Source organism: Herbaspirillum sp. WGmk3, from assembly GCF_023952535.1.
Lineage (GTDB): Bacteria > Pseudomonadota > Gammaproteobacteria > Burkholderiales > Burkholderiaceae_D > Herbaspirillum > Herbaspirillum huttiense.
In genome coordinates this window covers 18635-44141 of the sequence record NZ_JAKYWT010000011.1, presented here as the reverse complement: position 1 = coordinate 44141, position 25507 = coordinate 18635, and the positions used below count along the sequence as shown (strand labels likewise).

The 25507-nt window shown below is 64.5% G+C and carries 24 protein-coding genes; 10 read left to right on the top strand and 14 right to left on the bottom strand.

Annotation, left to right across the window (positions count from 1 at the left end):
* Positions 1-56: 56 nt before the first annotated feature.
* From MKD49_RS25600 to MKD49_RS25535, 14 genes are all read right to left on the bottom strand, one after another.
* Positions 57-737 carry an urease accessory protein UreF gene (locus tag MKD49_RS25600; protein WP_121041335.1) on the bottom strand — a complete coding sequence of 227 codons (681 nt, stop codon included), beginning with the start codon at positions 735-737 and terminating at the stop codon, positions 57-59.
* Positions 738-741: 4 nt separating this feature from the next.
* A complete protein-coding gene (gene ureE / locus MKD49_RS25595; RefSeq protein WP_134223932.1) occupies positions 742-1275 on the bottom strand; it encodes an urease accessory protein UreE in 534 nt (177 codons plus the stop codon).
* Between the two features lie 18 nt (positions 1276-1293).
* Entirely contained in the window at positions 1294-2994 is a 1701-nt protein-coding gene (gene ureC, locus MKD49_RS25590; protein ID WP_121041331.1) for an urease subunit alpha, read from the bottom strand.
* The gene (locus MKD49_RS25585; RefSeq protein ID WP_252697703.1) at positions 2991-3335 is read right to left on the bottom strand and encodes an urease subunit beta; all 345 of its coding nucleotides are present in this window, start codon (positions 3333-3335) and stop codon (positions 2991-2993) included. The genes ureC and MKD49_RS25585 overlap by 4 nt, the downstream gene beginning before the upstream one ends.
* Before the next feature lie 10 nt (positions 3336-3345).
* Positions 3346-3648 carry an urease subunit gamma gene (locus MKD49_RS25580; protein WP_008333723.1) on the bottom strand — a complete coding sequence of 101 codons (303 nt, stop codon included), beginning with the start codon at positions 3646-3648 and terminating at the stop codon, positions 3346-3348.
* A gap of 90 nt (positions 3649-3738) precedes the next feature.
* Entirely contained in the window at positions 3739-4638 is a 900-nt protein-coding gene (locus MKD49_RS25575; RefSeq protein ID WP_371925516.1) for an urease accessory protein UreD, read from the bottom strand.
* Between the two features lie 268 nt (positions 4639-4906).
* A complete protein-coding gene (gene urtE, locus MKD49_RS25570; RefSeq protein ID WP_008333719.1) occupies positions 4907-5605 on the bottom strand; it encodes an urea ABC transporter ATP-binding subunit UrtE in 699 nt (232 codons plus the stop codon).
* A gap of 18 nt (positions 5606-5623) precedes the next feature.
* On the bottom strand, positions 5624-6493 hold the full coding sequence (urtD, locus tag MKD49_RS25565; RefSeq protein WP_039790232.1) for an urea ABC transporter ATP-binding protein UrtD: 870 nt from the start codon (positions 6491-6493) through the stop codon (positions 5624-5626).
* Positions 6490-7620 carry an urea ABC transporter permease subunit UrtC gene (gene urtC, locus MKD49_RS25560; RefSeq protein ID WP_252697702.1) on the bottom strand — a complete coding sequence of 377 codons (1131 nt, stop codon included), beginning with the start codon at positions 7618-7620 and terminating at the stop codon, positions 6490-6492. The genes urtD and urtC overlap by 4 nt, the downstream gene beginning before the upstream one ends.
* On the bottom strand, positions 7617-9233 hold the full coding sequence (gene urtB, locus MKD49_RS25555) for an urea ABC transporter permease subunit UrtB (RefSeq protein ID WP_252697701.1): 1617 nt from the start codon (positions 9231-9233) through the stop codon (positions 7617-7619). The genes urtC and urtB overlap by 4 nt, the downstream gene beginning before the upstream one ends.
* A gap of 173 nt (positions 9234-9406) precedes the next feature.
* A complete protein-coding gene (urtA, locus tag MKD49_RS25550; protein ID WP_013236630.1) occupies positions 9407-10660 on the bottom strand; it encodes an urea ABC transporter substrate-binding protein in 1254 nt (417 codons plus the stop codon).
* Positions 10661-11094: 434 nt separating this feature from the next.
* Positions 11095-11922, bottom strand: coding sequence for a ferritin-like domain-containing protein (locus MKD49_RS25545; protein ID WP_252697700.1), 828 nt, complete (start codon positions 11920-11922; stop codon positions 11095-11097).
* A gap of 160 nt (positions 11923-12082) precedes the next feature.
* Positions 12083-13804, bottom strand: coding sequence for a diguanylate cyclase (locus MKD49_RS25540; protein WP_034339882.1), 1722 nt, complete (start codon positions 13802-13804; stop codon positions 12083-12085).
* 13 nt (positions 13805-13817) lie between these two features.
* On the bottom strand, positions 13818-15143 hold the full coding sequence (locus tag MKD49_RS25535) for an ABC transporter substrate-binding protein (protein WP_252697699.1): 1326 nt from the start codon (positions 15141-15143) through the stop codon (positions 13818-13820).
* Between the two features lie 471 nt (positions 15144-15614).
* On the opposite strand from MKD49_RS25535, the gene MKD49_RS25530 reads away from it, so the two are divergent.
* The 10 genes from MKD49_RS25530 (at position 15615) to MKD49_RS25490 (ending at position 25417) form a co-directional block, all read left to right on the top strand.
* Positions 15615-16838, top strand: a complete 1224-nt coding sequence (locus tag MKD49_RS25530) for a Bcr/CflA family multidrug efflux MFS transporter (protein ID WP_209583616.1) — start codon at positions 15615-15617, stop codon at positions 16836-16838.
* A 137-nt stretch (positions 16839-16975) separates the two neighbouring features.
* On the top strand, positions 16976-17104 hold the full coding sequence (locus MKD49_RS26460) for a hypothetical protein (RefSeq protein WP_256497827.1): 129 nt from the start codon (positions 16976-16978) through the stop codon (positions 17102-17104).
* Between the two features lie 27 nt (positions 17105-17131).
* Positions 17132-17827: a FadR/GntR family transcriptional regulator gene (locus tag MKD49_RS25525; RefSeq protein ID WP_121041315.1), complete on the top strand. Its 696-nt coding sequence runs from the start codon at positions 17132-17134 to the stop codon at positions 17825-17827.
* Positions 17828-17918: 91 nt separating this feature from the next.
* On the top strand, positions 17919-19571 hold the full coding sequence (locus MKD49_RS25520; RefSeq protein ID WP_252697698.1) for an ABC transporter substrate-binding protein: 1653 nt from the start codon (positions 17919-17921) through the stop codon (positions 19569-19571).
* Positions 19572-19728: 157 nt separating this feature from the next.
* Complete coding sequence (locus MKD49_RS25515) at positions 19729-20682, top strand: ABC transporter permease (RefSeq protein WP_134134228.1); 954 nt, start codon at positions 19729-19731, stop codon at positions 20680-20682.
* Between the two features lies 1 nt (position 20683).
* Entirely contained in the window at positions 20684-21586 is a 903-nt protein-coding gene (locus tag MKD49_RS25510; protein ID WP_252697697.1) for an ABC transporter permease, read from the top strand.
* On the top strand, positions 21583-22674 hold the full coding sequence (locus MKD49_RS25505; protein WP_121041307.1) for an ABC transporter ATP-binding protein: 1092 nt from the start codon (positions 21583-21585) through the stop codon (positions 22672-22674). The genes MKD49_RS25510 and MKD49_RS25505 overlap by 4 nt, the downstream gene beginning before the upstream one ends.
* Positions 22667-23668, top strand: coding sequence for an ABC transporter ATP-binding protein (locus tag MKD49_RS25500; RefSeq protein WP_252697696.1), 1002 nt, complete (start codon positions 22667-22669; stop codon positions 23666-23668). The genes MKD49_RS25505 and MKD49_RS25500 overlap by 8 nt, the downstream gene beginning before the upstream one ends.
* A gap of 50 nt (positions 23669-23718) precedes the next feature.
* Entirely contained in the window at positions 23719-24909 is a 1191-nt protein-coding gene (locus MKD49_RS25495) for an amidase (protein WP_252697695.1), read from the top strand.
* On the top strand, positions 24896-25417 hold the full coding sequence (locus MKD49_RS25490; RefSeq protein ID WP_252697694.1) for an ureidoglycolate lyase: 522 nt from the start codon (positions 24896-24898) through the stop codon (positions 25415-25417). Before MKD49_RS25495 ends, MKD49_RS25490 begins: the two co-directional genes overlap by 14 nt.
* Positions 25418-25507: the final 90 nt, after the last annotated feature.

Here is a 25507-nt window from a genome sequence, read left to right as displayed (position 1 = left end):
GATCTCTTGGTCGTGTTGGAACGAAAACGATATAAACGATTTCAATAATTCAGCAATTAAGAACGATAGATGCGGCTGTACTGCACCTCATGCTGCATCGACAGCAGCGACAGGCCCGGTGCCCAGTTGCACAGCTCGTCATCCTCCAGCGTCAGCGCGGTGGCCGCGGCCTTTTCCAGTTCCGGCTGCAGCGACAGCAGGATACGCTGCCCCGCCACCTGGCCCAGCGGCACCGTCTTCACGCAGGCCAGCACCTGGTTCTCGGCCCAGGCGAACAGCATGCCCAGCACCGCCGCCTCGCGCGGCACCTGCAGGGCCACCGTGGCAAAAGCCAGCGAAGTCGGCAGCGGCAATTCCGGCTGCGCCTGCAGGATGGCCAGCAAGGCCTCATCGCCCAGCTTCAGGTCGGTCGCCAGTTTGCCCAGCGAATAGCCCATCTGAATGGTTTCGGCACGAAACTCGGACGTGTCGCGGGCCGCGATGAAGCGCTCGGTCCACAAGGTGACCTTTTCTGCATCACGGGCCTCGAAGGCTGCCACCAGCCGCGCAAAGATGGGGGCCTCGAAACGCGCCACCACTTCATGCAGCGCATGGCCGATCCAGGCACGGGCCGTGGCTTCGCTGCCCACGCGCCCACACTCGATGGCCGCCTCCAGCCCTTGCGAATAGCTGTATGCACCGATCGGCAAGGACGGGCTGCTCAGTTGCAGCAGATGCAGCAAGGCGGCAGCTTGCATGGGGTCAGCCCTCTTCCTTCTTGTCGCCGGGACGATGGATTTTCTGGCGCAGCGGAATCGGTGCCAGCGGATTGTGGTGATGGTCATCGCCATGATGGTGATGGCCTCCGCCATAGGCGCCCGCTTCCGGCTCGAAGGCCGCCAGTTCTTCGCTCACGCGTGCACCCAGCCCTTCCAGCATTTCCTTCAGCACCGGGTCCTTGCGGATGCGCAGGAAACCGACGCCCCCTTCATGGCCCACATGCGCCTGGGTGTGACGATTGCCGAGGTGGAAGGCGCAACGCAGCAGCAGGTGCGCATCAGCCGCATCGACGCGATAAGTCGCTTCGGCCTTGGCGATGATCTTGACCACGCGACCATCATCGCCGCGCAGCAGGTCGCCATCGCGCAGCACAGTACCGCGCACGGTAAACACCGCCACGTCTTCACCTGAACGCAGGGTGGCCCGCAGGCGGCTCTTCTCGCGCTGGTCATAGGGCAGTTCCAGTTCGCCGTCGATCTGCTCGGCCTGGGCTATCTTGGTATTGAGAGTCAGCATGAAAAAATCTAAAGAAAATCAGAACAGGAAATAACGTTGTGCCAGCGGTAGCGAGACCGCCGGTTCGCACACCAGCAGCTCGCCATCGGCGCGCACTTCATAGGTCTCGGAATCGACTTCCATCTTCGGCGTGGCACCGTTGTGGATCATGTCGCGCTTGCGCAGGTTGCGCATGTTCTTCACGGCCACCACCGGCTTGTTCAGTTTCAGTTGTTCACCGATGCCGGCATCGAAGGCTGCCTGCGAGACGAAGGTCATCGAGGTCTTCAGGCCACCGCCATAGGCACCGAACATCATCCGGTAATGCACCGGCTGCGGGGTCGGGATGGAGGCATTGGGGTCACCCATCTGGGCGGCCGCGATCATGCCGCTCTTCAGGATCATCGAGGGCTTGGCCCCGAAGAAGGCCGGCTTCCACAGCACGATGTCGGCGATCTTGCCCACCTCCAGCGAGCCCACCACGTGCGAGATGCCGTGCGTGATGGCCGGGTTGATGGTGTACTTGGCGATGTAGCGCTTGATGCGGAAGTTGTCGTTGCGCGAAGTATCTTCCTTGAGCGAACCGCGCTGCACCTTCATCTTGTGCGCGGTCTGCCAGGTACGCAGGATGACTTCGCCCACGCGGCCCATGGCCTGCGAGTCGGAAGACATCATCGAGATCGCGCCGATGTCATGCAGGATGTCTTCGGCGGCGATGGTCTCGCGGCGGATGCGCGATTCGGCAAAGGCGATGTCTTCGGCGATGGCCGGGTCCAGGTGATGGCAGACCATCAGCATGTCCAGGTGTTCGTCCAGCGTATTGACCGTGAAGGGACGCGTGGGATTGGTCGAGGACGGCAGCACATTGCCCTCGCCCACGGCCGCGATGATGTCCGGTGCATGGCCGCCGCCCGCGCCTTCGGTGTGGAAGGTGTGGATGGTGCGGTCCTTGAAGGCCGCCAGCGTGTGCTCCAGGAAGCCGCCCTCATTGAGCGTATCGGTGTGGATGGCCACCTGGATATCCATGCGGTCGGCCACCGTCAGGCAGTTGTCGATGGCCGCAGGCGTCGAGCCCCAGTCCTCGTGCAGCTTCAGGCCGATGGCACCGGCGCGGATCTGCTCTTCCAGCGGCAGCGGCAGGCTGACGTTGCCCTTGCCGAGGAAACCGAGGTTCATCGGGAAGGCGTCCGCTGCGGCCAGCATGGAATGAATGTGCCAGGGGCCGGGCGTGCAGGTGGTAGCGGCCGTGCCGACGGCCGGACCGGTGCCGCCGCCCAGCATGGTGGTGACGCCGCTCATGAGCGCTTCCTCGATCTGCTGCGGACAGATGAAGTGGATGTGGCTGTCGATGCCGCCGGCGGTCACGATCATGCCTTCACCGGCGATGATCTCGGTGGCACCGCCAATGGCCATGGTCACGCCGGGCTGGATGTCGGGATTGCCGGCCTTGCCGATGCCGGCGATCTTGCCGGACTTGATGCCGATGTCGGCCTTGACGATGCCCCAGTGATCGACGATGAGCGCATTGGTGATGACGGTATCCATCACCTCGGCATGGGGGCGCTGCGACTGGCCCATGCCGTCGCGGATCACCTTGCCGCCGCCGAATTTCACTTCCTCGCCATAGACCGTGTAATCCTTCTCCACTTCCAGGAACAGCGCGGTATCGGCCAGGCGCACGCGGTCGCCGACGGTGGGGCCGAACATTTCGGCATAGGCCGAACGGGAAATCTTGCTCATTGGTTTTGCCCCTTCTTGAGGTTGCCATGCTGGGCCTTCAGCTTGCCCATCACCAGTGCATTGAAGCCGTAGACACGGCGGTCCCCTGCCAGCGCCACCAGTTCCACCGTGCGTTCCTGACCGGGCTCGAAGCGCACTGCGGTCCCGGCCGCGATGTTCAAGCGCATGCCATAGGCCGCTTCGCGTTCGAAGCGCAGTGCCGGATTGGTCTCATAAAAATGGAAGTGGGAGCCGACCTGGATCGGACGGTCGCCGCTGTTGGCCACCGTCACCGTCACGGTGGGGCGGCCGACATTGAGTTCGATGTCGCCGGGTTCGACCAGCATTTCGCCTGGAATCATGACGCGCTCCTCAAGGAATCGGATGGTGGACGGTTACCAGCTTGCTGCCATCGGGGAAGGTGGCTTCGACCTGGATGTCGGGGATCATCTCGGGCACGCCTTCCATGACATCGTCGCGGGTCAGGATGGTGGTCCCCTCGGACATCAGCTCGGCCACGGTCTTGCCGTCGCGCGCGCCTTCCATGATGGCGGCGGTGATCAGCGCCACCGCTTCCGGATAGTTGAGCTTGAGGCCACGGGCCTTGCGGCGCTCGGCCAGCAGCGCGGCGGTGAAGATGAGCAGCTTGTCTTTTTCTCTTGGTGTCAGTTCCATGTTGGCTCCTGGCCGTTGGGCGGCCTTCAGGTTCTATAACGCAGGGCGAGGCTTGATTCAGTTTTCCTGATGCAGCGTTTTACGTCGTATTCATGTATTCCAGATGCGCGGAATGGCCGCCGGCTTGCCGGTGACCGCCGGGCGCAGCACATGCCAGGCCGCATGCATCCACTGCCGCGCCACCAGGCTGGATTGCCCCATGTAGCGCGCGATCAGTACCTGCTTCATCAGCGTGGCACCGCTGCGTCCTTCCAGCTGCAGGGCGCCGATGGTCTCGCGCAGCCGTCCGAGCAGTGCCGCATCCATGCCATCGCCCACGGCGATCAGGGTGCCGCAGATGGTCTGCCCGTCCAGCGCCAGCGGGCCTTGCATGGCCCCTGCCTCGGCCTGCAGGCGGCCCTGCTCGAACCACACCAGCTTGCCGCCGCGGCGGATGCTGGTGCGCTGGCTGACGGCACCGGTGTTGAAGGTTTCGCCCGAGGCGGTGCGGCCGAAGCAGAGTATTTCCGCACCCAGGTAAGCCGCATCGGCGGCCAGGCTCACTTCATGTTCCATGCGCACGTCGGCGCCATCGAAGAAGATGGTTTCCTGCGGCAGCCATTCCAGCGTGGCCCCGGCAGCAGCGTCGAGCCTGACGGCCTGGCGTGATGACTGGCCATTGGCGCGATACCACTTGCCAGCACCGGGCGTGGTCAGCAGCGCATGGGCGCGCTCGCCCACCTCAGCGGTGATGGAGAGCTGGTCGCCGCCGACAATGCCGCCCGGCGGGTGGACGATGATGGCGTGGCAGATGGAGGGATCTTCGGGATAGAGCGGCTTCTGCACGCGCAGGGGGCCGAAGTGCTGGCGGCGCATGAGGCGCGTGGTGCCTTTGTCGTCGGCAAAGCCCAGCGCCAGGCGTGCCTGGTCCGGCGCATGCCGCAGAGGCGCGCCTGATGTCGCGGGAGCCGGCATGCTGGCGGGTTCCGGATGGCCGGGGAGTCGTTTCATACCTGGTTATTCATTGCGTGGAAGGCGGCGTGTGCAAGCGGACTGCCTGGCCGCGAACATGCGACTTTATAGCAGACCCGCTGCAAACGCGCAGCTTCGTCTTGTGCCTCGCTCCCCGTTCGGACTGAGTAGGCCCGCAGGGCCGTATCGAAGGCGCTGTGCCGGGCGCAACCTTGGAGCGCCTTCGATACGCCGCTGCGCGGCTACTCAGTCCGAACGGTCGGGGAGAAGCATCATTTCCATCTCTTTCCGTTCGGACATCCTTTGGTCACACCGCCAGATGCTTCTTCACGTCCTCGCCATCCATCTGGTCCTGGGTACCGGCGGCCACGACTTCACCGCGCGACATCACCACGAAGGTATCGGCCAGTTCGCGGGCAAAGTCGAAATACTGCTCGCACAGCAGGATGCCGATGTCGCCGCGCTGGCGCAGCAGGCTGATGACGCGGCCGATGTCCTTGATGATGGAGGGCTGGATGCCTTCGGTCGGTTCATCCAGGATGATCAGCTTGGGCTCGGCCAGCAGTGCCCGGGCGATGGCGAGCTGTTGCTGTTGGCCGCCGGAAAGATCGCCGCCGCGACGATGCAGCATTTCCTTCAGCACCGGGAAGAGTTCATAGACCTCGCCCTTGATGGTGGAGGCACGGCGGCCCGACAGCGTAGCCATGCCCATGAGCATGTTTTCCTCCACCGTCAGGCGCGCGAAGATCTCGCGTCCCTGCGGCACGTAGGCGATGCCCAGCTTGGCGCGCTGGTGCGGCTTGAGACGGGTGATGTCCTGGCCTTCGAAGCTGACGTTGCCCTTGGCTACCGGCAGCACGCCCATCAGGCATTTCAGGAGCGTGGTCTTGCCCACGCCATTGCGGCCCAGCAGGGACAAGACTTTGCCCTTCTGCACATCGAGCGAGACGCCGCGCAGCGTATGCGCCGCGCCGTAGTACTGGTTCAGTTCATTGACTTGCAGCATGGATGATGGTCTCCGCTCTTATCGTCCCAGGTAGACTTCGATGACGCGCTCGTTGGATTGCACCTGGCGCATGTTGCCTTCGGCCAGCACCGATCCTTCATGCAGCACGGTCACCTTGCCACCTTGGGCGATCTCTTCGACGAAGCCCATGTCGTGTTCCACCACCATGATGGAATGCTTGCCGCGCAACTCGTTCAACAGCTCGGCGGTGCGGGCGGTCTCGGCGTCGGACATGCCGGCCACCGGTTCGTCCAGCAACAGCAATTGCGGCTCCTGCATCAACAGCATGCCGATTTCCAGCCACTGTTTCTGCCCGTGCGAGAGCAGGCCGGCCACGCGATGCTCCTGGCCGTTCAGGCGGATCAGCTTGAGGATTTCCTCGATCTTGCCGATCTGCTCCGAGGACAGGCGCGCAAAGAGCGTGGTCTTGACGCGCTTGTCCATCTTCATCGCCAGTTCCAGGTTTTCGAACACGGTGTGCTGCTCGAACACCGTCGGGCGCTGGAACTTGCGGCCGATGCCCGCATGCGCGATCTCGTACTCGGTCATCTTGGTCAGGTCGATGGTCTGGCCGAAGAAGGCGGTGCCGGCGGTGGGCCGGGTCTTGCCGGTGATGACGTCCATCATCGTGGTCTTGCCCGCGCCATTGGGACCGATGATGCAGCGCAGTTCACCGACCGAAATATCCAGGTTCAGGTTGTTGATGGCCTTGAAGCCATCGAAGGACACCGTGATGTTTTCCAGATAGAGGATGGCACCGTGGGTGGTATCGACGCCCTCGGGTTTGATGCGTTCGTAGGATGCGCCGTGGTCGGCGCGGGGCGTATCGACGTTGCCGCCCAGGCCGCCGATGGCGACTGGATTCTTGCCGGGTTCGATGGCACTCATGCGGCCTCCTTGGATGCGCTGCCCTCAGCGGACGCGGCATCGCGTTTCTTGAATTTCTGCACCAGGCCCAGGATGCCCTGCGGCAGGAACAGCGTGACCAGGATGAAGATCAGCCCCAGCGCATACAGCCACAGGTCCGGGAAGGCCGCAGTGAACCAGCTCTTCAGGCCATTGACGGTGAAGGCGCCGATGATCGGCCCGATCAGCGTGCCACGGCCACCGACGGCCGCCCAGATCACCATCTCGATGGAGTTGGCCGGCGACATCTCGGAAGGATTGATGATGCCCACCTGTGGCACGTACAGGGCACCGGCGATGCCGCAGATCACGGCCGAGAGCGTCCACACGAAGAGCTTGAACCACAGCGGGTTGTAGCCGATGAACATGAGGCGTGATTCGGAATCGCGCACGCCCTGCAGCACGCGGCCCAGCTTGGAGGTGACGATCATGCGGCACAGGACCAGGGCACCGAACAGCAGCGCCAGCGTCACCAGGTACAGCACCGCCTTGGTGGCCGGTGCGGTGATGGTGAAGCCGAGGATGCGCTTGAAGTCGGTGAAGCCGTTGTTGCCGCCGAAGCCGGTATCGTTGCGGAAGAACAGCAGCATGAAGGCGAAGGTCATCGCTTGCGTGATGATGGAGAAGTACACGCCCTTGATGCGCGAACGGAACGCGAAGTAACCGAACACGAAGGCCAGCAGACCCGGCACCAGCACCACCAGCAGCATGGAGAACCAGAAGTGGTCGGTCATCCACCAGTACCAGGGATAAACCTTCCAGTTCAGGAACACCATGAAGTCAGGCAGGTTGCTCTGGTACACGCCGTCACGGCCGATGGCGCGCATCAGGTACATGCCGTGGGCGTATCCGCCCAGTGCGAAGAAAACGCCATGCCCCAGCGAGAGGATGCCCGTGTAGCCCCACACCAGGTCGAGGGCCAGCGCAGCCATGGCATAGCACATGAACTTTCCGACCAAAGCGACGGTGTAGGAGGACACGTGCAGCGCGCTATCTGCGGGGAACAGCAGGTTGCACACCGGCAGCAGTGCCAGCACGATGGTGCAGATGACGATGCCGGTCCAGGACGGGCGATTGAACAGCGAGGGGCGCATGATCATGGTGCTCATTCCACGCTCCTTCCCTTGAGTGCGAAGAGGCCTTGCGGACGCTTCTGGATGAATACGATGATGAAGACCAGGATGGCGATCTTGGCCAGCACGGCACCGGCCATCGGTTCCAGGAATTTGTTGACTTCGCCCAGGCCGAAGGCTGCGATGACGGTCCCGGCCAGCTGGCCCACGCCACCCAGCACCACCACCATGAACGAGTCCACGATGTACCCCTGCCCCAGGTCGGGGCCGACGTTGCCCAGCTGCGAGAGGGCCACGCCACCGAGACCGGCGATGCCGCAACCGAGACCGAAGGTCATCATGTCGATCTTGCCGGTGGACACGCCCACGCAGTCGGCCATGCGGCGGTTCTGGGTGACGGCGCGCACGAACAGGCCCAGGCGGGTCTTGTTCAGGATCAGCCACACCGCGAACACCACGAAGAGCGCGAAGAACACGATCACGATGCGGTTGTAGGAGAGCACCAGCGAACCCAGCACGGTCACGCCGCCCGACATCCAGCTCGGGTTGGCCACTTCCACGTTTTGCGCACCGAAGATGGAGCGCACACCTTGCATCAGCATCAGGCTGATGCCCCAGGTGCAGAGCAGGGTTTCCAGCGGACGGCCATAGAGCCAGCGGATCACCAGGCGCTCCAGCGCGATGCCGACGGCCGCGGCCACGATGAAGGCCGCCGGCAGTGCCACCACCAGATACGCATCGATGGCACCGGGGAAGAATTTGCGGAACACCAGCTGGCACACGTAGGTGGTGTAGGCACCGATCATCAGCAGCTCACCGTGGGCCATGTTGATGATGCCCATGAGGCCGAAGGTGATGGCCAGGCCCAGCGCGGCCAGCAGCAGCACGCTACCCAGCGAGACGCCATAGAACAGCTTGCCGGCGAAGTCGACGATGGCCAGGTGGCGGTCCAGCGCGGAGAGGGTGCGCACTGCTTCGATACGCACGCCTTCATCGGCTTCGACGTAGGAGCCATCGGGATTCTTGGCCAGCATGTTTTCCAGCACCGGCTTGAGGGACGCATTGGTGGTCTCGGCCAGTTTCTTGACGGCCGCGCGGCGTGCCGCCGGGTCGGCCGAATGCAGGTTGGCGGTGGCTTGCACCTGCTGCAGCACGTCCTTGATCTGCGGATCGCTTTCCTTGGCGAGCGCTTTTTCAATCAGCGGGATCTGGGCTGGGTCGGCATTCTTGAGCAATTCACCGGCGGCGGCCAGGCGCTGGTCGCGCTGCGGTGAGAGCAGCTTCAGGCCCGAGAGCGCGCCATCGACAGCGCCGCGCAGGCGGTTGTTGACGGTGATGCCTTCGGCATCATCGGGGGCCGGGCCGGTCTGGTCGGTGGCCGGATTGAATGCCTTGCCGGCGTCGTCGACGATGAGCACGTCACCGGCGGGGGTGACGTAGAGCGCGTCGTTGTTCAAGGCGTTGAGGATCTTGAGCGCGTCTTCATTGGCCAGCGCGGCAATCTGGTTGACGGCGTCGATACGCGCGTCGGGGTCGTCTCCGCCAAGGGGCTTGAGCAGGGCCGGATCGATGGCTGCGAACGCCCCCAGGGCGTGGACGCAAAGCCAGGTCGCGAGCAGCCCGCGTAGGAACTGGATGGCTGGTTTCATGGTCGGTGTGCGCCTCGAAGCGCGGGCCGGTCAATGCGGTGGCCGGGGCGAGTCGTCGGGCGGTTTTCTTGTGGAGGGAGATGCATTGCGGCGGACGGAGCGCCTTCCCTACGCCACGCTGCGGCGTAGGGAAGGCGCTCCGAAGAACGCCATGAACTACAACAAGCGCAAGCTTAGTTCTTCTGCTTGCTTTCGTTGCCCGGGATGTACGGGCTCCAGGGTTGTGCGCGGATGGTGGTCTTGGTCTTGTAGACCACGTTGAACTGACCGTCCGCCTTGATTTCGCCGATCATGACGGGCTTGTGCAGGTGGTGGTTGGTCTTGTCCATTTCCAGCGTGTAGCCCGACGGTGCCTTGTAGGTCTGGCCACCCATGGCGGCGATCACCTTGTCGGTGTCGGTGGACTTGGCCTTTTCCACGGCCTGTGCCCACATGTGGATGCCGACGTAGGTGGCTTCCATCGGGTCATTGGTCACGACGGTATCGGCGTTGGGCAGGTTCTTGGCCTTGGCGTATTCCTTCCACTTCTTGATGAAGGCGGTGTTGACCGGATTCTTCACCGATTCGAAGTAGTTCCAGGCGGCCAGGTGGCCCACCAGCGGCTTGGTATCGACACCGCGCAGTTCTTCTTCACCCACCGAGAATGCCACCACCGGCACGTCGGTCGCCTTCAGGCCGGCGTTGCCCAGTTCCTTGTAGAAGGGCACGTTGGAGTCGCCGTTGATGGTCGAGATCACGGCCGTCTTGCCACCTGCGGAGAACTTCTTGATGTTGGCCACGATGGTCTGGTAATCGGAGTGGCCGAACGGGGTGTAGACCTCGTCGATGTCGGAGTCCTTCACACCCTTGCTGTGCAGGAAGGCGCGCAGGATCTTGTTGGTGGTACGCGGATAGACGTAGTCGGTGCCCAGCAGCACGAAGCGCTTGGCGCCGCCGCCTTCCTTGGACATCAGGTATTCCACGGCGGGAATGGCTTGCTGGTTGGGGGCAGCACCGGTGTAGAAGACGTTCTTCTCCAGTTCTTCACCTTCGTACTGCACCGGGTAGAACAGCAGGCTGTTCAGTTCCTTGAAGACCGGCAGCACCGACTTGCGCGACACCGAAGTCCAGCAGCCGAAGACTACCGAGACCTTGTCCTGGGAGATCAGCTGGCGGGCCTTTTCGGCGAACAGCGGCCAGTTCGAGGCGGGGTCGACCACCACCGGTTCGAGCTTCTTGCCCATCACGCCGCCGGCGGCGTTGATTTCGTCGATGGTCATCAGGGCCACGTCCTTCAGGGACGTTTCGGAAATCGCCATGGTGCCCGACAGCGAGTGCAGGATACCGACCTTGATGGTGTCGGCAGCGAAGGCCGACGGCAGCCAGGAGGATGCGGCCAGTGCGAATGCGCCCAGAGCGGTGGCTTTCAGTACGGTACGACGTGACATGTGGTGCTCCCTCGAGAAAAGTTTTGGAAGATTTTTTCACTGCCCAGTCGCTTTAGCAGATTGCGTGCCAATGCACGGCCGAGGGCCTGCGGGCTGCATCAAAGCGGGGCGGGGAGGGGCGCGGTGCGGGAAGAATGTTGTCAGGCACGCCAGGATTGCGCACCAAAGCCGAGCGCCATTGTCGACAGTCTCATGTCGCTGCGGCAACACTCACCAGCCTGGCGCTCGGTTGTGCGCGATCTTGGTGCGCCACGCAAAGCGCCAGTGGAGGCGGGTTTGCGGCAGGTGGCTCAACTTCCTGAGGGGTGAGACGGATTGTTCACAATAGTGAGCGCATCGGGAACGATGGGGCGCCAGGCGGCGTGATCCATTGCGGTGCCTGCCCGGCGCTTGGGCGGGAAGATGGTCCTGGCGGACCACCCTCCGGCGCGGGATCAGCGCAGCAGCACGTGCTGCATGAATTGGCGCAAGGGGAATTCGATCATGTTCTGCAGGGCCACCGGCAACTCCAGCGGCCGCATGATCATCTTGATGGTGGTTTCGGGCTTGAGATTGACGCGCACGGTACGGCTCATGCGCGAGGCCAGTTCCTTCACGCGTGCCGGATCGGCGGCCAGTTCCGGCTTGTACACCATCACCACGTGACGGATGGCGCAATCGGCGTCCTCGCTCTTCAGTTCCAGGGTGCGGCGGCTGAGGGTGCCGAAGACGCGCGAGCGGCCGATGTTTTCTTCGCGGCGATAGCGTCTGAAGTATTGGTAGAAATGCTTGTAGTGATTGACCTCGTCATTGGCGATGAGTCCGGCCAGGTGCTTCAGGACCGGCTCGTCGGTGGCCCGCGCCAGCGCCCGGTAGTAGGTGGAGGTGCCGGTCTCGACCACGCAGCGCGCGGCCAGCTCCTGGGCCCGTGTCGGTTCGAGCAGCTCGACCTTGCAGTATTGCGAATATTCGTCGAGGAAGCCCTGGTAGGCGCGCGGCCAGTCGAACTCCGGCCAGACATGCTCGACATAGGCGCGCAGGGCCGCGCCGTGCTGCAGCTCTTCCTGTTCCCACTGCTCGCGCAACCAGGTCTCGACCTCGGCATCGCCTTTGTAGAATTCCACCAGGTTGTGGGTGTAGAGGTCGGAACCGCTTTCGACGAAGGAAGCGCAGGCCACCAGGTAGAACAGGTCTTCATTCTGCCGCACCCGCTCGCGGTCGATGCGGCTCAGGTCGATGTCATCGATGGTCCAGTGTTTTTTTTCTTGGCGACTCGGGTTCATCTGCTATACCTCTCTTCTCAAAGTGATGGTGGGCATAGCGATATGATGCAGCGCGATGACATTGGTTCAGGGCCGCCGGCGGCGTCTTGACGCAACTTTGCAAAGCGTCGCGCGACGTCAGCATTTCGTCAGGTGGACCGGTCCGGGCGACTCTACCCGATCACAGGTTGCTGGTCGCGTCACTGCCCAGCACCACGCGGTTGCGGCCCTGGTACTTGGCGTGATACAGCGCCTGGTCGGCCACGCGCAGCAGTTGTTCGGCGCTGGTGTGCTCATCCGGCTGCAGCGAGGCCACGCCGATACTGGCCGTGATGTAGCCGAAGGGCGAATCGGCATGCGGCAGCTTGAGTTCGAAGATGGCCTGGCAGATGTGCTCGGCCTGCTGCAGGGCATGGGCGGTATCGCTCTCGGCGATGATGACGCAGAACTCCTCGCCGCCATAGCGTGCTACCAGGTCGGTAGCGCGGCGCGAACTCTTCTGCAGCACGCGCGCCACGATGCGCAGGCATTCGTCCCCGGCCACGTGGCCGTAGCGGTCGTTGTATTTCTTGAAGTAATCCACGTCCAGCATCAGGAGCGCCAGCGCATGGCCCGAGCGCACCGAGCGCCGCAGCTCGCTGTCGAGTACCTCGTCGAAGCGACGCCGGTTGGCCACCCCGGTCAGGCCATCGGTGGCCGAGAGCGCTTCCAGCTTGCGGTTGGCCAGCTCCAGCTCGCGCGTGCGGCGGGCGACCTGGTCTTCCAGTTCTTCCTTGTTCTGCTGCAGCTTGCCGGCCATCTCGTTGAACTTGCGCGAGAGGATGGCGATCTCGTCGCCGCCGGCCTGTTCCACGCGCACCGTGGTATCGCCGCTGCCGGCTTCCTTCATGGCCGCCACCAGGCGCTGCAGCGGCACGCTGATGCTGCGCGCGATCAGCGCCGAGAGCAACAGTGAAGCGGCAAAGCACAGCAGGCCGATGGCGATGATCTTGTCGCGCACCGAGCGGGTGTCGGCGTTGAGCTTGTCGCTTGGCGTGGCGCTGACTACCCACCATGAGGTGTGCGGCAACTGGGCGATGGCGGCGTAGTAGCGCGTCTTGTCGGCGCGCGTGTAGGCGATGAAGTCGCTGGTGCGGCGTTGTCCCACGCTGGCCGTGATGCCCTCCAGCAAGGCCGGATCGGCACGGCTGAAGCTGGTATCGCGTCCCTGCACGACTACCGTGCCATCGCTCGCATCCACGATGAACAGACTGGAGTCATAGCCCAGGTCCACGCCCTCGAAGATGCTGAAGAAGTAGCTCGGCCGCACGCCGACGAAGAGCACGCCGGCAGCGCGGTTGTTGCCGGTGAAACGGATCTCGCGCAGCATGGCCACGCTCTTCTGGCCATGGCCGCCGTTGTAGAGCGTCCACCAGCCGCGTCCGCCGAGGTCTGGCGCCTCCTCCGCCACGCGGGTGATGTTGCTGGCCAGCGGCGCAAAGATCTGCGGATCGATGACCTGGCGCTTGCGGTCCAGCAGGTATTTCTGGTTCACGTCCGGCAGCGATCCATAGGTGTCCAGCAGCACGCGCGCCACCCCGCTGCGGGCCGCAGCACTGGTGGCTTCGTCGCCGCTGTAATAGTCGCCCAGCAGGCGCTGCAGCTTGTCGGAGAGCGCCAGCTCCTCGCTGGTGTCCTCGATCTTTTCCATGCGCAGCATCAGGTTCTGCGAGATCTGCTTGACCACCTGGACCGAGTAGGTGTGTACCTTCTCCTGGGTGGCACGGGTGGTTTCGCGATAGGCCAGCAGACCTGAGATCACCAGCGGCACCAGCGAGACCAGGATGAAGGAATTGATGAGCCGGTAGCGGATTTCGATCTTGCGCAGGAATCCCAGCCAGAAAAAGTCGAGCCGTTTTTTCATCGAACGCGCTCCCTTACCTGGCCGACAGGCGTGCCTGTTCGGTGATGGAATCCTGCAGCAGGCGCGCGGCCCGCGCCGGGGTCTGGCTGCCCGACAGCACGGCCTGCAGGAGCGGATGCAGGACCTCGATGGTATTGACCGGCAGCACCGAGTAATACAGTCCCGGGGCATTGCTGGCGGCGGCATCGCGCGTCATCTGGTCGACCAGCGCGAAGAGCGCGGGATCGCCTTTCACATCGGCCGCGATCACGCGGAACGGCGGAATGTTCTGCCGCTTGGCTTGCCAGATCGGCATCCCCGGACCGTAGAGGAAGTCCAGGAACTGCACCGCCGCCTGCCGTTGCCGCGCGCCGCTGTGCTGGGCCACTGCAAAGCCGGTCTCGCTGCCCAGCACCGGTTTGAGCGGCTGGCCCTTGTCATTCCATGGCGGCACGAACACGCCTACCCGCATGCCGCGCGCATTCATCAGCGTGCCGGCGGCCCAGCTGCCCTGGAAGGTCATCGCCGCGCGGCCATCGGCGAACTGGCGCAGGGTCGTGTCGTAGCCGGCGCGCAGACAGTCGGCCTGCACCATCTTCTGCTCCACCAGCGTGCGCAGGCGCGCAAAGATGGCCGCGCCGTCCGCATTGTCCAGTTGCAGGGTGCCATTGGCGATGCGGGTGCGCCAGTCGGGGACCTTGGCTGCGATCTGGTTGGCGAAGCCGTAGCTGAAGGGACCATTGCCCAGCATGTTGGGGAAGCCACCTGGCAGCGCCAGCGGCACCAGGCCGGCCTTGCGCAGTGCGGCGCCGGCCGCGAGGAAGGACTCGAAGTCGGCCGGTGGCGCAGTGATGCCGGCGCGGTCGAACATGTCGCGGTTGTAGTAGATCAGGGTGGTGGCCACGCCCGAGGGAATGCCGTAGCGCCGCCCGCCCGGCGAGGTCCATTCGCGTTGCAGGACCTCCAGCATGTTGCCCCAGGCCTGGGTATCGCCGATGTCGGCCAGCAAGCCCTGGTCCACCAGAGTGGCCGTATACGGATTGGCGTTGACCGAGACGATGTCGGGCAGGCTGTCGGTGGCGGCGCGCGGCTTGAGGTTTTCCTCGACGGAATTGCCGATCATGAATTGCAAGTTGATCCGCACCTCGGGATGCTTGAGCGAGAAGGCATCGGCCACGCGATGCATTTCCTCGGACCAGTCGGGTGCCCAGACCAGCGCGGTGAGCACCACCGGTTCGGCGGCTGCGGTGGCCGTGGCAGCGCTGCCGCTGTCGTCGCCACGCTCGCAAGCCGTCAGCAGGAGTGCTGACGCCACCCCTGCGATGAAGATTCCGAGTCCGCGCTTGGCGTACCCTGTCATGCCTGACTGCCCGCAGCTGGAGTGGCAACCCGGATCAGGCACGCCTGTTACTGATGGCGTATATCGGCCACGCATCGATTTCCCCTGCGGCTAAACTTTTCTTGTTTTACAGCAATGCGCATGGTGCCGCGTTGACCTTCGCGCAGTCATGGTGATCTGTGTCACGTAACCCGCTGCAGCCTGCGTTGCGCCTACCTGCCGCTCCCTTTGCACGATCCTGGCATGTGAGAACAATGACAACAAGTTTGCCAGCTTTTACATCGTCCTGCACGAACCGCGTGTGCATTTCTTGTCTTTGTTCAGCTTTTGCCACGGCGCAATTACGTCCGCCTTGATGTGCCGCCTGAACGAAAATGAACAGGCCCTTATAATGTGGCCCTCACGCCTTGCGGGGCGATCGCGCTTCACCTTGCTTCAACCTGTCTGCATCGTCCTCACTGCCGGCGATGCGGCTGTCTCACCGAATTCCACATGCACAACAAAGATACTTCGCTCTCCATGGGCAAATTTCCCCCATGGCTGGCCGTCCTGGCAGCCTTGACTGCACTGGGCGCGCTGGCCATCGACATGTACCTGCCCAGCTTCACCGCCATCGCCAAGGAACTGGGCGTGGGCACCAACCTGGTCCAGCTCACGCTCGCTTCTTTCCTCGTCGGCCTGGCCGTCGGACAGATGTTCTATGGTCCGCTGTCGGATCGCTTCGGCCGCAAGCCGCCCTTGTTCTTCGGGATCGCCTTGTATTTCGTATGCTCCCTGCTGTGCATTTTTGTACAGAGCATTGAGACACTGATCGTGCTGAGATTGTTCCAGGGGCTGGGCGGCAGCGCCGGCATGGTGATCCCGCGCGCCATGGTGCGTGATCGCATGGGGGCCGAGGGTTCGGCCAAGGCATTCTCGATGCTGATGCTGGTGTTTGGCCTGGCACCCATCCTCGCTCCTTTCATCGGCGGCCTGATGCTGGTCTTTGCCAGCTGGCGCGGCATCTTCGTGGTACTGACGATCTTCGGCCTGCTGTGCATGCTCGGCACGCGCAAGTACCTGACCGAAACGGTGGATGTCTCCCGTGCCGAACCGCTGCATCTGGGCCGCACCTTGCGCCAGTACTGGGGTCTGCTGCGCCATCGCCAGTTCATGTCCTTCGTGCTGTGCGGAGGATTGGTGCAGGCGGGCATGTTCGCCTACATCGCAGGCGGTCCGTTCGTGGTGATCGAGCTGCACGGGATCAAGCCGCAGTATTTCGGTTTCGTGTTTGCGTCCAACGCCATCGGGCTGATCGCCGCTTCGCAGATCAATGCGCGCCTGGTGGTCAAGCGCTCGGCCGAACGCGTACTGGGCAAGGTGCTGTGGGTACCGGCCGGTCTGTCGCTGGCGGTGGTGCTGGCCGTTCTGGCCGGATTGGAGAGCCTGCCGCTGTTGCTGTTCGGTTTCTTCGGTTTCCTCACAGCTTATGGTTTTACCGGCCCGAATGCGACCGCCATTGCGCTCAAACACCAAGGGCGCCAGGCCGGCACCGCCGCCGCCCTGATGGGTACGCTGCAGTTCGGCATGGGCGTGCTCTCGGGTGTGGTGATGAGTCTGTGGCATGACGGTACCGCCTTGCCGCTGGTGTCGGTGATGGCCATCTGCGGCGTGAGCGCCTTCCTGCTGTATCACTTCGTGGCCAGGCATGAGCCGGTGACGCCGGCGGTGCACTGAGCGCCACTGCCCGGATCCACAAATCAATCTCCAGCCCGGCCACGCGCCGGGCTTTTTTGTGTCCGCGCGCTCCGCTGGCTTGCGCGATTTTCGGGATCGCGCTCACTCCCGGGGTGCGTGCCGCCTCAAGAACGCACATGGCCGCACACCGCTGCACCCGGATCGGCGAGCCACGCGCGGGCGTGCAAAGCCGCACCGCAGCAGGGTTTGCGGCTACCACGCGGCCGGGTGGCACGCTCATTGCTGAAGAGCCCTTCGCGGTCTGACCAGTCAGGCCAACAAGGACCTCCACCATGAGCATGCCCAACATCGCAGCACAGACCCTGCAGCGCCAGATTCTCTCCGGCACCTATGCGCCGGGCGCCATGCTGCCCAGCCAGCGCGAACTGGCCGAGTCCATGGGCATCAGCCGCGCGTCGCTGCGGGAGGCCTTGTCGATGCTGGAGGCGCTGGGCTTCATCCGTTCCGTTCCCGGCAAGGGCACGCTGGTGAGCCCACGCCAGGAAGGCCGCGTGGCCCCGCCCCAGCCACCCGCCGGTGAAGGCGGCACAGCCGCTGCGGCGCTGGACCTGGCGGCCGTGTTCCAGCTGCGCTATACGCTGGAGTCGGCCGGGGCCGCCCTGGCCGCGCGCCACATCAGCGCCCATGCCACCCCGCGCCTGTGGGGGATCCAGGCGCGCTTCGAGGAGGCGCTCAAGAATCTCGACCTGGTCAGCGCTTCGCACGCCGACCTGGAATTCCATCAGCTGCTGGCCGAGCTCTCCGGCAACCCCGCCTTTTCCCAGGTGGTGCGGCAGTTCGAGCGCCCCATCAGCCACAGCCTGCGCGTGCCCTTCGCCGACCGCGAACGCATCTGGGCACCCGCCGTGGAGCATCGCGCGATAGCGGCCGCCATCTCTGCCGGTGACATCGACGGCGCGCGCCAGGCCATGCAGCAGCACATCGTCAACGCCGCCCAACGCGTCGGTCTCTCATTCTCTCCGCCCTGAAAGCAGGGCAACTGATCTCGTTCTTGGCTTCGCGCAGTTTCAGTGGCATCCGTTGTTTCCATCGTCGTCCCTCAACCAGGAAAGCACCGATATGAAATTATCCAAGACCCTCCCCCTCACGCTGGCCTGTACCCTGGCCTTCGGCGCCTTGGCCAGCCTGCCGGCCCACGCCGAAAAAGTATTGCGTATCGCCATGACCGCCGGCGATATCCCGCGCACGCTGGGCCAGCCCGACCAGGGCTTCGAGGGCAACCGTTTCACCGGCATTCCCATGTATGACGGGCTCACGCAATGGGACCTGTCCAAAGCCGACAAGGCCAGCGAACTGATCCCCGACCTGGCCGTATCGTGGCAGGTCGATGCCAAGGACAAGACCAAATGGATTTTCAAGTTGCGTCCCGGCGTGAAATTCCATGATGGCTCGTCCTTCAACGCCGACGCCGTGGTCTGGAACGTCAACAAGGTGCTCGACAAGAACGCCGTGCAATTCGACCCCAGCCAAGTCGGCACCACCGCCTCGCGCATGCCCACCCTGCGCTCGGCGCGCAAGATCGATGATCTCACCGTGGAACTGACGACCGCCGAGCCGGACTCGTTCCTGCCGATCAACCTCACCAACCTGTTCATGGCCTCGCCCGCCCAATGGGAGAAAAAACTGGCTGCCGTGCCGGCCTCGGTGACCGACAAGGCCGAGCGCAGCAAGCAGGCCTGGGCTGCCTTCGCCGCCGATGCTTCCGGCACCGGCCCCTTCAAGATGGCCAAGTTCGTCCCGCGCGAGCGGCTGGAAGTGGTCAAGAACGACGGCTACTGGGATGCCGCACGCCGCCCCAAGATCGATCGTGTGGTGATGCTGCCGCTGCCCGAAGCCAACTCGCGCACCGCGGCCCTGATGTCGGGCCAGGTCGACTGGATCGAAGCGCCCGCACCGGATGCACTGGACGCGATCAAGGCGCGCGGCTTCAAGATCTATTCCAATCCGCAGCCCCACGTGTGGCCGTGGCAGCTGTCCTTCGTGCCCGGCTCGCCCTGGCTGGACAAGCGTGTGCGCCATGCAGCCAACCTGTGCGTGAATCGTCCGGCGATGAAGCAGCTGCTGGGCGGACTCATGGGTGAAGCCACCGGTACTGTCGAGCCCGGCCATCCGTGGCGCGGCAACCCGAGCTTCCAGATCAAGTACGATCCGGCGGCCGCCAAGAAGCTCATGAGCGAAGCCGGCTATTCGGCCGCCAAGCCGCTGACGGTGAAGGTGCAGATCTCGGCGTCCGGTTCGGGCCAGATGCAGCCGCTGCCGATGAACGAGTTCATGCAGCAGAACCTGAAGGAGTGCTTCTTCGACGTGCAGTTCGACGTCATCGAATGGAACACCCTCTATACCAACTGGCGCATCGGTGCCAAGGACCCCAGCGCGCACGGTGCCAATGCGGTCAACGTCAGCTTCGCCTCCATGGACCCGTTCTTTGCCATGGTGCGTTTCGTCGATACCAAGGCCGCCCCGCCGACCTCCAACAACTGGGGCTTCTACAGCAACGCCGACGTCGATGCCTTGATCGCCAAGGCGCGCACCACCTTCGATCCCAAGCAGCGTGACGCCTTGCTGGCCCAGCTGCACGCCAAGATCGTCGATGAAGCGCCCTTCGTCTGGGTGGCCCACGACACCGGCCCGCGTGCCATCTCCGCCAAGGTCAAGGGCGTGGTGCAGCCGCAGAGCTGGTTCATCGACATCGCCACCATGAGCATGGACTGATGCCCTGACGCAGGAGCACATCAGCGGCGCCGCAGTGCGCCGGCGCCGCTGACGTTTTCTGCACCAGGCTTGACGTTTTCTGCACCGTGACGTTTTTCGCACCAAGCACCTTTTGCGGCACTGCCGCCGCAGCACCTGACCCGTCGCCGGAACTGCCATGATCGCCTACCTGATACGACGCTTTCTCTATGCCCTGCCCATCATGCTGGGCGTGGCCTTCCTCTGCTTCATGCTGGTCCACATCGCCCCGGGTGATCCGCTGGTCTCGATCCTGCCGCCGGATGCCTCGGCCGACCTGCAAAAGCAGCTCATGGAAATCTACGGATTCAACCGCAGCTATCCCGAGCAATTCCTGAGCTGGGTCTGGCGCGCCCTGCACGGCGACCTCGGCAGCTCGATCGCGACCGGCCGTCCGGTCGCCGCAGAAGTGTTCAAGGCGGTCGGCAATACCTTCATGCTGGCGGCCGTGGCTACGCTGATCGGTTTCGTGTTCGGTTCGCTGTTCGGCTTCGTGGCGGGCTACTTCCGCAATTCCTGGGTGGACCGCGCCGCCTCCTTCATTTCGGTGGTGGGCGTGTCGGTGCCGCATTACTGGCTGGGGATGGTGCTGGTGATCGTGTTCTCTTCCAAGCTGATGTGGCTGCCCGCCACCGGTGCCGGCCCCGATGGATCGGGCGCCTGGGTTTGGGACCTGGAGCACATGAAGTACCTGCTCATGCCGGCCGTGACCATGTCCTTCATCCCCATGGGCATCATCGCCCGTACCGTGCGCGCCCTGGTGGCCGACATCCTGGCCCAGGAATTCGTGGTGGGCCTGAAGGCGCGCGGCCTGTCGGACGCTGGCGTCTTGCGCCATGTGGTCAAGAATGCGGCACCGACCGCACTGGCCGTCATGGGCCTGCAACTGGGTTATCTGCTGGGTGGTTCGATCCTGATCGAAACCGTGTTTTCCTGGCCCGGGACCGGCTTCCTGCTCAACCAGGCCATCTTCCAGCGCGACCTGCCGCTGCTGCAGGGGAGCATCCTGGTGCTGGCCATGTTCTTCGTGGCGCTGAACCTGCTGGTGGATGTCCTGCAAACCATCTTCGACCCCCGTATCGAGCGAGCCTGACATGAACCTCTCCACTTCCGTCCCCGCCCTCAAGACGGCCGAGCCGGCCACCGCCATGCGCCGCTCGCGTGGCCACTGGGCCAACGTCGGTGCGCGCCTGGTGCGCAATCCCGGTGCCATGATCGCCGCCGCCGTGCTGCTGCTGCTGATCGTGGCGGCCATCGCCGCCCCCTGGGTGATGCCGGGCGATCCGTTTGCCGCCGCGATGTTTTCGCGCCTGAAACCCATCGGCACCGCCGGCCATCTGCTGGGCACCGACGAACTGGGGCGCGACATGTTCTCGCGCCTGCTGCTGGGTGGCCGGCTGTCGCTGTTCATGGGCATCACGCCGGTGCTGCTGGCCTTCGTCATCGGCAGTGCGCTGGGCATTGTGGCCGGGTACGCCGGCGGCTTCACCAACACCGCCATCATGCGCAGCATCGATATCCTCTACGCCTTTCCTTCGGTACTGCTGGCCATTGCCCTGTCGGGGGCGCTGGGTGCGGGCATCTTCAATGCGCTCACCTCGCTGACCATCGTCTTCGTCCCGCAGATCGCGCGCATTGCAGAAAGCGTCACCACCCAGGTGCGGCGCAGCGATTACGTCGATGCGGCGCGCGCCTCAGGGGCCAGCGCCTTCACCATCGTGCGCGCGCATGTCCTGGGCAATGTGCTGGGACCGATCTTCGTCTATTCCACCAGCCTCATTTCGGTCTCGATGATCCTGGCCTCGGGCTTGTCCTTCCTCGGCCTGGGCGTCAAGCCGCCCGAGCCGGAATGGGGCCTGATGTTGAACACCCTGCGCACCGCCATCTACACCCAGCCCTGGGTAGCGGCCCTGCCGGGCGCCTTCATCTTCGTCACCTCGATTTCCTTCAACCTGTTGTCCGACGGCCTGCGCTCGGCCATGGAGGTCAAGCAATGAGCCTGTCTGCCTCGCTCCTGAACCAGGATCCGCGTGATGTCGGCGGCCCGCGCCAGCCCCTGCTGGGCGTGCGTCAACTGCTGAAGCACTTTCCGCTCAAGCAGCAGGGCCTGCCCCTGCTGCGCGGTCCGGCCCATGCGGTGCGCGCAGTCGATGGCGTGAGCTTCGACATCATGAAAGGCGAAACCCTGGGCGTAGTCGGTGAATCCGGCTGCGGCAAGTCCACCACGGCGCGCGTGCTGATGCAGCTGATCGAGCAGGACAGCGGCGAACTGGTCTTCGACGGCCAGACCGTAGGATCGCGCGCCATGCCCTTGCGCCAGTTCCGGCGCCAGGCGCAGATGGTGTTCCAGGACAGTTATTCCTCGCTCAATCCGCGCATGACCATCGAGGATTCGATCGCCTTTGCGCCCACCGTACATGGCCTGCCCGCGCGTGAAGCCATCGTCCGTGCCCGCAGCCTCCTGGCGCGGGTGGGCCTGCAGCCGGAACGCTTCGCCGGACGCTATCCACACGAGCTCTCCGGCGGCCAGCGCCAGCGCGTCAACATCGCGCGCGCCCTGGCGCTGGAGCCGCGCCTGGTGATCCTGGATGAGGCCGTCTCGGCGCTGGACAAATCGGTGGAGGCGCAGGTGCTGAACCTGCTGCTGGACCTGAAGCAGGAATTCGGCCTCACCTATCTGTTCATCAGCCACGATCTGAACGTGGTCCGTTTCATCTCCGACCGCGTGCTGGTGATGTATCTGGGCCAGGTGGTCGAGGTCGGTCCGGCCGAGCAGGTGTTCGACACACCGCGCCATCCCTACACGCGCGCGCTGTTGCGCTCCATGCCTAGCATGGACCCCAGCCGCCGTACCGAAGAAGCGCCGCTGGCGGGCGACCCGCCCAATCCCATCAACCCGCCCCCGGGCTGCCGCTTCCATACCCGCTGCCAGTTCGCGCAGCCGGTCTGCCAGCAGCGCGCGCCGGCCTTTGTCGAGGCCGCACCGGAACACGGCGTGGCCTGCCTGCGCTATGAGGCCGGCAGTGGCTATGACGACACCGGGTTCGAAGCCGGCATGCTGAACAAGGAGCTGCAACATGGCTGATGCTTCCAAGAAAACGATGGTGCGCCTGCATGACTTGCGGGTGACCTTCAAGGCCCCCGGCAAGACCATCCGCGCCGTCAGCGGCGTGGACCTGGAGGTGGCCGAGGGCGAGGTGGTGGCCTTGATCGGTGAATCGGGCTCGGGCAAGAGCGTCACGCTGCGTTCCATCATGCGGCTGCATCCCGAGGCGCGCACCCGTATCGAAGGTGGACTGGAAGTCGATGGCCGCGATGTCCTGTCGATGACCGGCCTCGAACTGTCGGCCCTGCGCGGCGACAGCGTGGCCATGATTTTCCAGGAACCCTTGCTGGCGCTCGATCCGGTCTATACCGTGGGGGCGCAGATCGCCGAGACCATCCGCCGCCACAAGAAGGTCTCGGCCGCCCAGGCCCGTGCACAGGCGCTGGCACTGTTCGAGAAGGTCCGCATTCCCAGCCCGGAGCGGCGGCTCGATGCCTATCCCCACGAGATGTCCGGCGGCATGCGCCAGCGCGCCATGATCGCACTGGCGCTGTCCTGCTCGCCCAAGGTTCTGCTGGCCGATGAGCCCACCACGGCGCTCGATGCCACGGTACAGATCCAGATCCTGCTGTTGTTGCGCGAGCTGCAGCGCGAGCTGGGCCTGTCGATCATCTTCGTCACCCACGACATCGGCGCGGCCGTCGAAGTGGCCGACCGCATCGCGGTGATGTATGCCGGACGCATCGTCGAGCAGGGACCGGCCTCGCAACTGCTGACCCAGCCGCGCCATCCCTACACCATGTCGCTGCTGCAAAGCCGCAGCCACGGTGCCATGCAGAAGGGCCAGCGCCTGCAGACCATCCCCGGCGCACCGCCCGACCTGGCCAACCTGCCGCCGGGCTGTGCCTTCGCCGAGCGCTGCCCGCATGCGCAGGCCGATTGCCTGACGCGGCAGCCGGTCGAACAATCCGTGGGCGAGCAACATACGGTACGCTGCCTGCGTGCCGAAGCACTGCAGCTGGCTGCAGCCTGATCCATGACCGCGCCGCTCTCCCACCCACCCCGACCTGACAAGGAAACCGCATGAGTGCCGATGCTTTCACCGCCCGCTGCTTCGTCCCCTATCCCTTCGTCCCCCAGCCGCAGGCCGCCAGCGGCCCCCTGGCTGGCGTGCGCCTGGCGGTCAAGGACATCTTCGACGTGGCGGGCTATCCCACCGGCTGCGGCAATCCGCACATGCTGGCCCTGTCCGGCATCAAGACCACTTCGGCGCCAGCGGTGCAGTCGCTGCTGCAAGCGGGCGCGCAATTCGTCGGCAAGGTGGTCACCGATGAACTGGCCTTCTCGATGAACGGCAAGAACGCCCACTTCGGCACGCCTCGCAATGGCGGCGCGCCCGAGCGGATTCCGGGCGGCTCCAGTTCCGGATCGGCCTCGGCGGTCTCCAACGGCCTGGCCGACCTGGCGCTGGGCACCGATACCGGCGGATCGGTCCGGGTGCCGGCCAGCCATTGCGGCCTCATCGGCTTGCGGCCCACTCATGGCCGCGTACCGCTTGCGGGGGTGATGGACCTGGCGCGCAGCTTCGATACCTGCGGCTGGTTTGCACGCGACATGGACGTATTCGCCCGCGCGGGCGCGGTCTTGCTGGGCGAGGACAGCGCACCCTTGCCTCAGGCGCCGCGTGTGCTGGTCGCCAGCGACGTGCTGGGCCTGCTTGCGCCGCACGTGCAGGCCCGGTTTGCGCAGGTGCTGGAGCGCCTGGCGGGCGTACTGGGCGCGCCGCAGCCGGTCACGGCGGCGACCCCTTCCTTTGATGCGCTGTACTGGGCGTTTCGCCACATCCAGGGCTATGAGGCCTGGCAGGCCCATGGCGAGAACATCAGCCGTTACGGCTTCCAGCTGGGGCCGGGCGTGGCCGAACGCTTTGCATGGTCGGCCACCATCACGGCCCAGCAGATGCAGGAGCACAGTGCCGTGCGCGAGACCTTCCGCGCCGCCTTCACCGGCCTGCTGGGCAACGACGGCGTGCTGCTCTTGCCCAGCGCGCCGGATGCGGCACCGCTGCTGACCGACTCGGAACAGTCGCTGGAAGACTATCGCAACCAGGCGGTGCGCATGCTTTGCCTGTCCGGGCTGTCGGGATGCCCGCAAATTTCGCTGCCCTTGATGCAACTCGATGGCGCGCCGTTCGGACTGTCCTTGATCGCACCGCCTGGCAGTGACCGTTCGTTGATCGATTACGCCGCGAGACTGATGCATGCCTGCGCCTGACACCGCCGCGCGCGTGATCCTGGCGCAAGCGCTGACGCAGGAGGCCTTCGCGGCCTATGGGGTGTTGATTGCACCGGGCCCCTCCGAGCGCGAGATCAACTTCGGTACCACGCGCCGCTACGACGATGTGGCCGCCCTCGACGTGGACGACGAGGGCGGCCGCGCCTGCGTGGCGATCTTCCGCACGCAGGGGCAGGGCGATCCGGCAACCTATCCGCTGTGCGCCTTTGAACGCCACCGCCTGGGCAGCCAGAGCTTCATTCCCCTGGGAGCCAGCCGCTGCCTGGCGGTGCTGGCCGGCGACGGTGAGCGGCCGGATGAGTCGGCCATTGCCGCCTTCGTGATCGAGCCGGGACAGGGCGTCACCCTGCGGCGCGGAGTCTGGCACCATCCCTTGATCACCCTCGGTGCAGCCGATGTGCTGGTCATCGAACGTGCGGCCACGCAGGTCGATTGCGAGGTCGTCATGATGTCCTCGCAGGCACAAGTGAAGTTGCCAGCGGCCTGAGCCGCACGCCGGCGTCGGGCCGGTGGCGGCGAATCCTGCAATAATGACGGATTCTCACCGCCGTGACCGCGCAGTGCCGCGCGCAGGTCC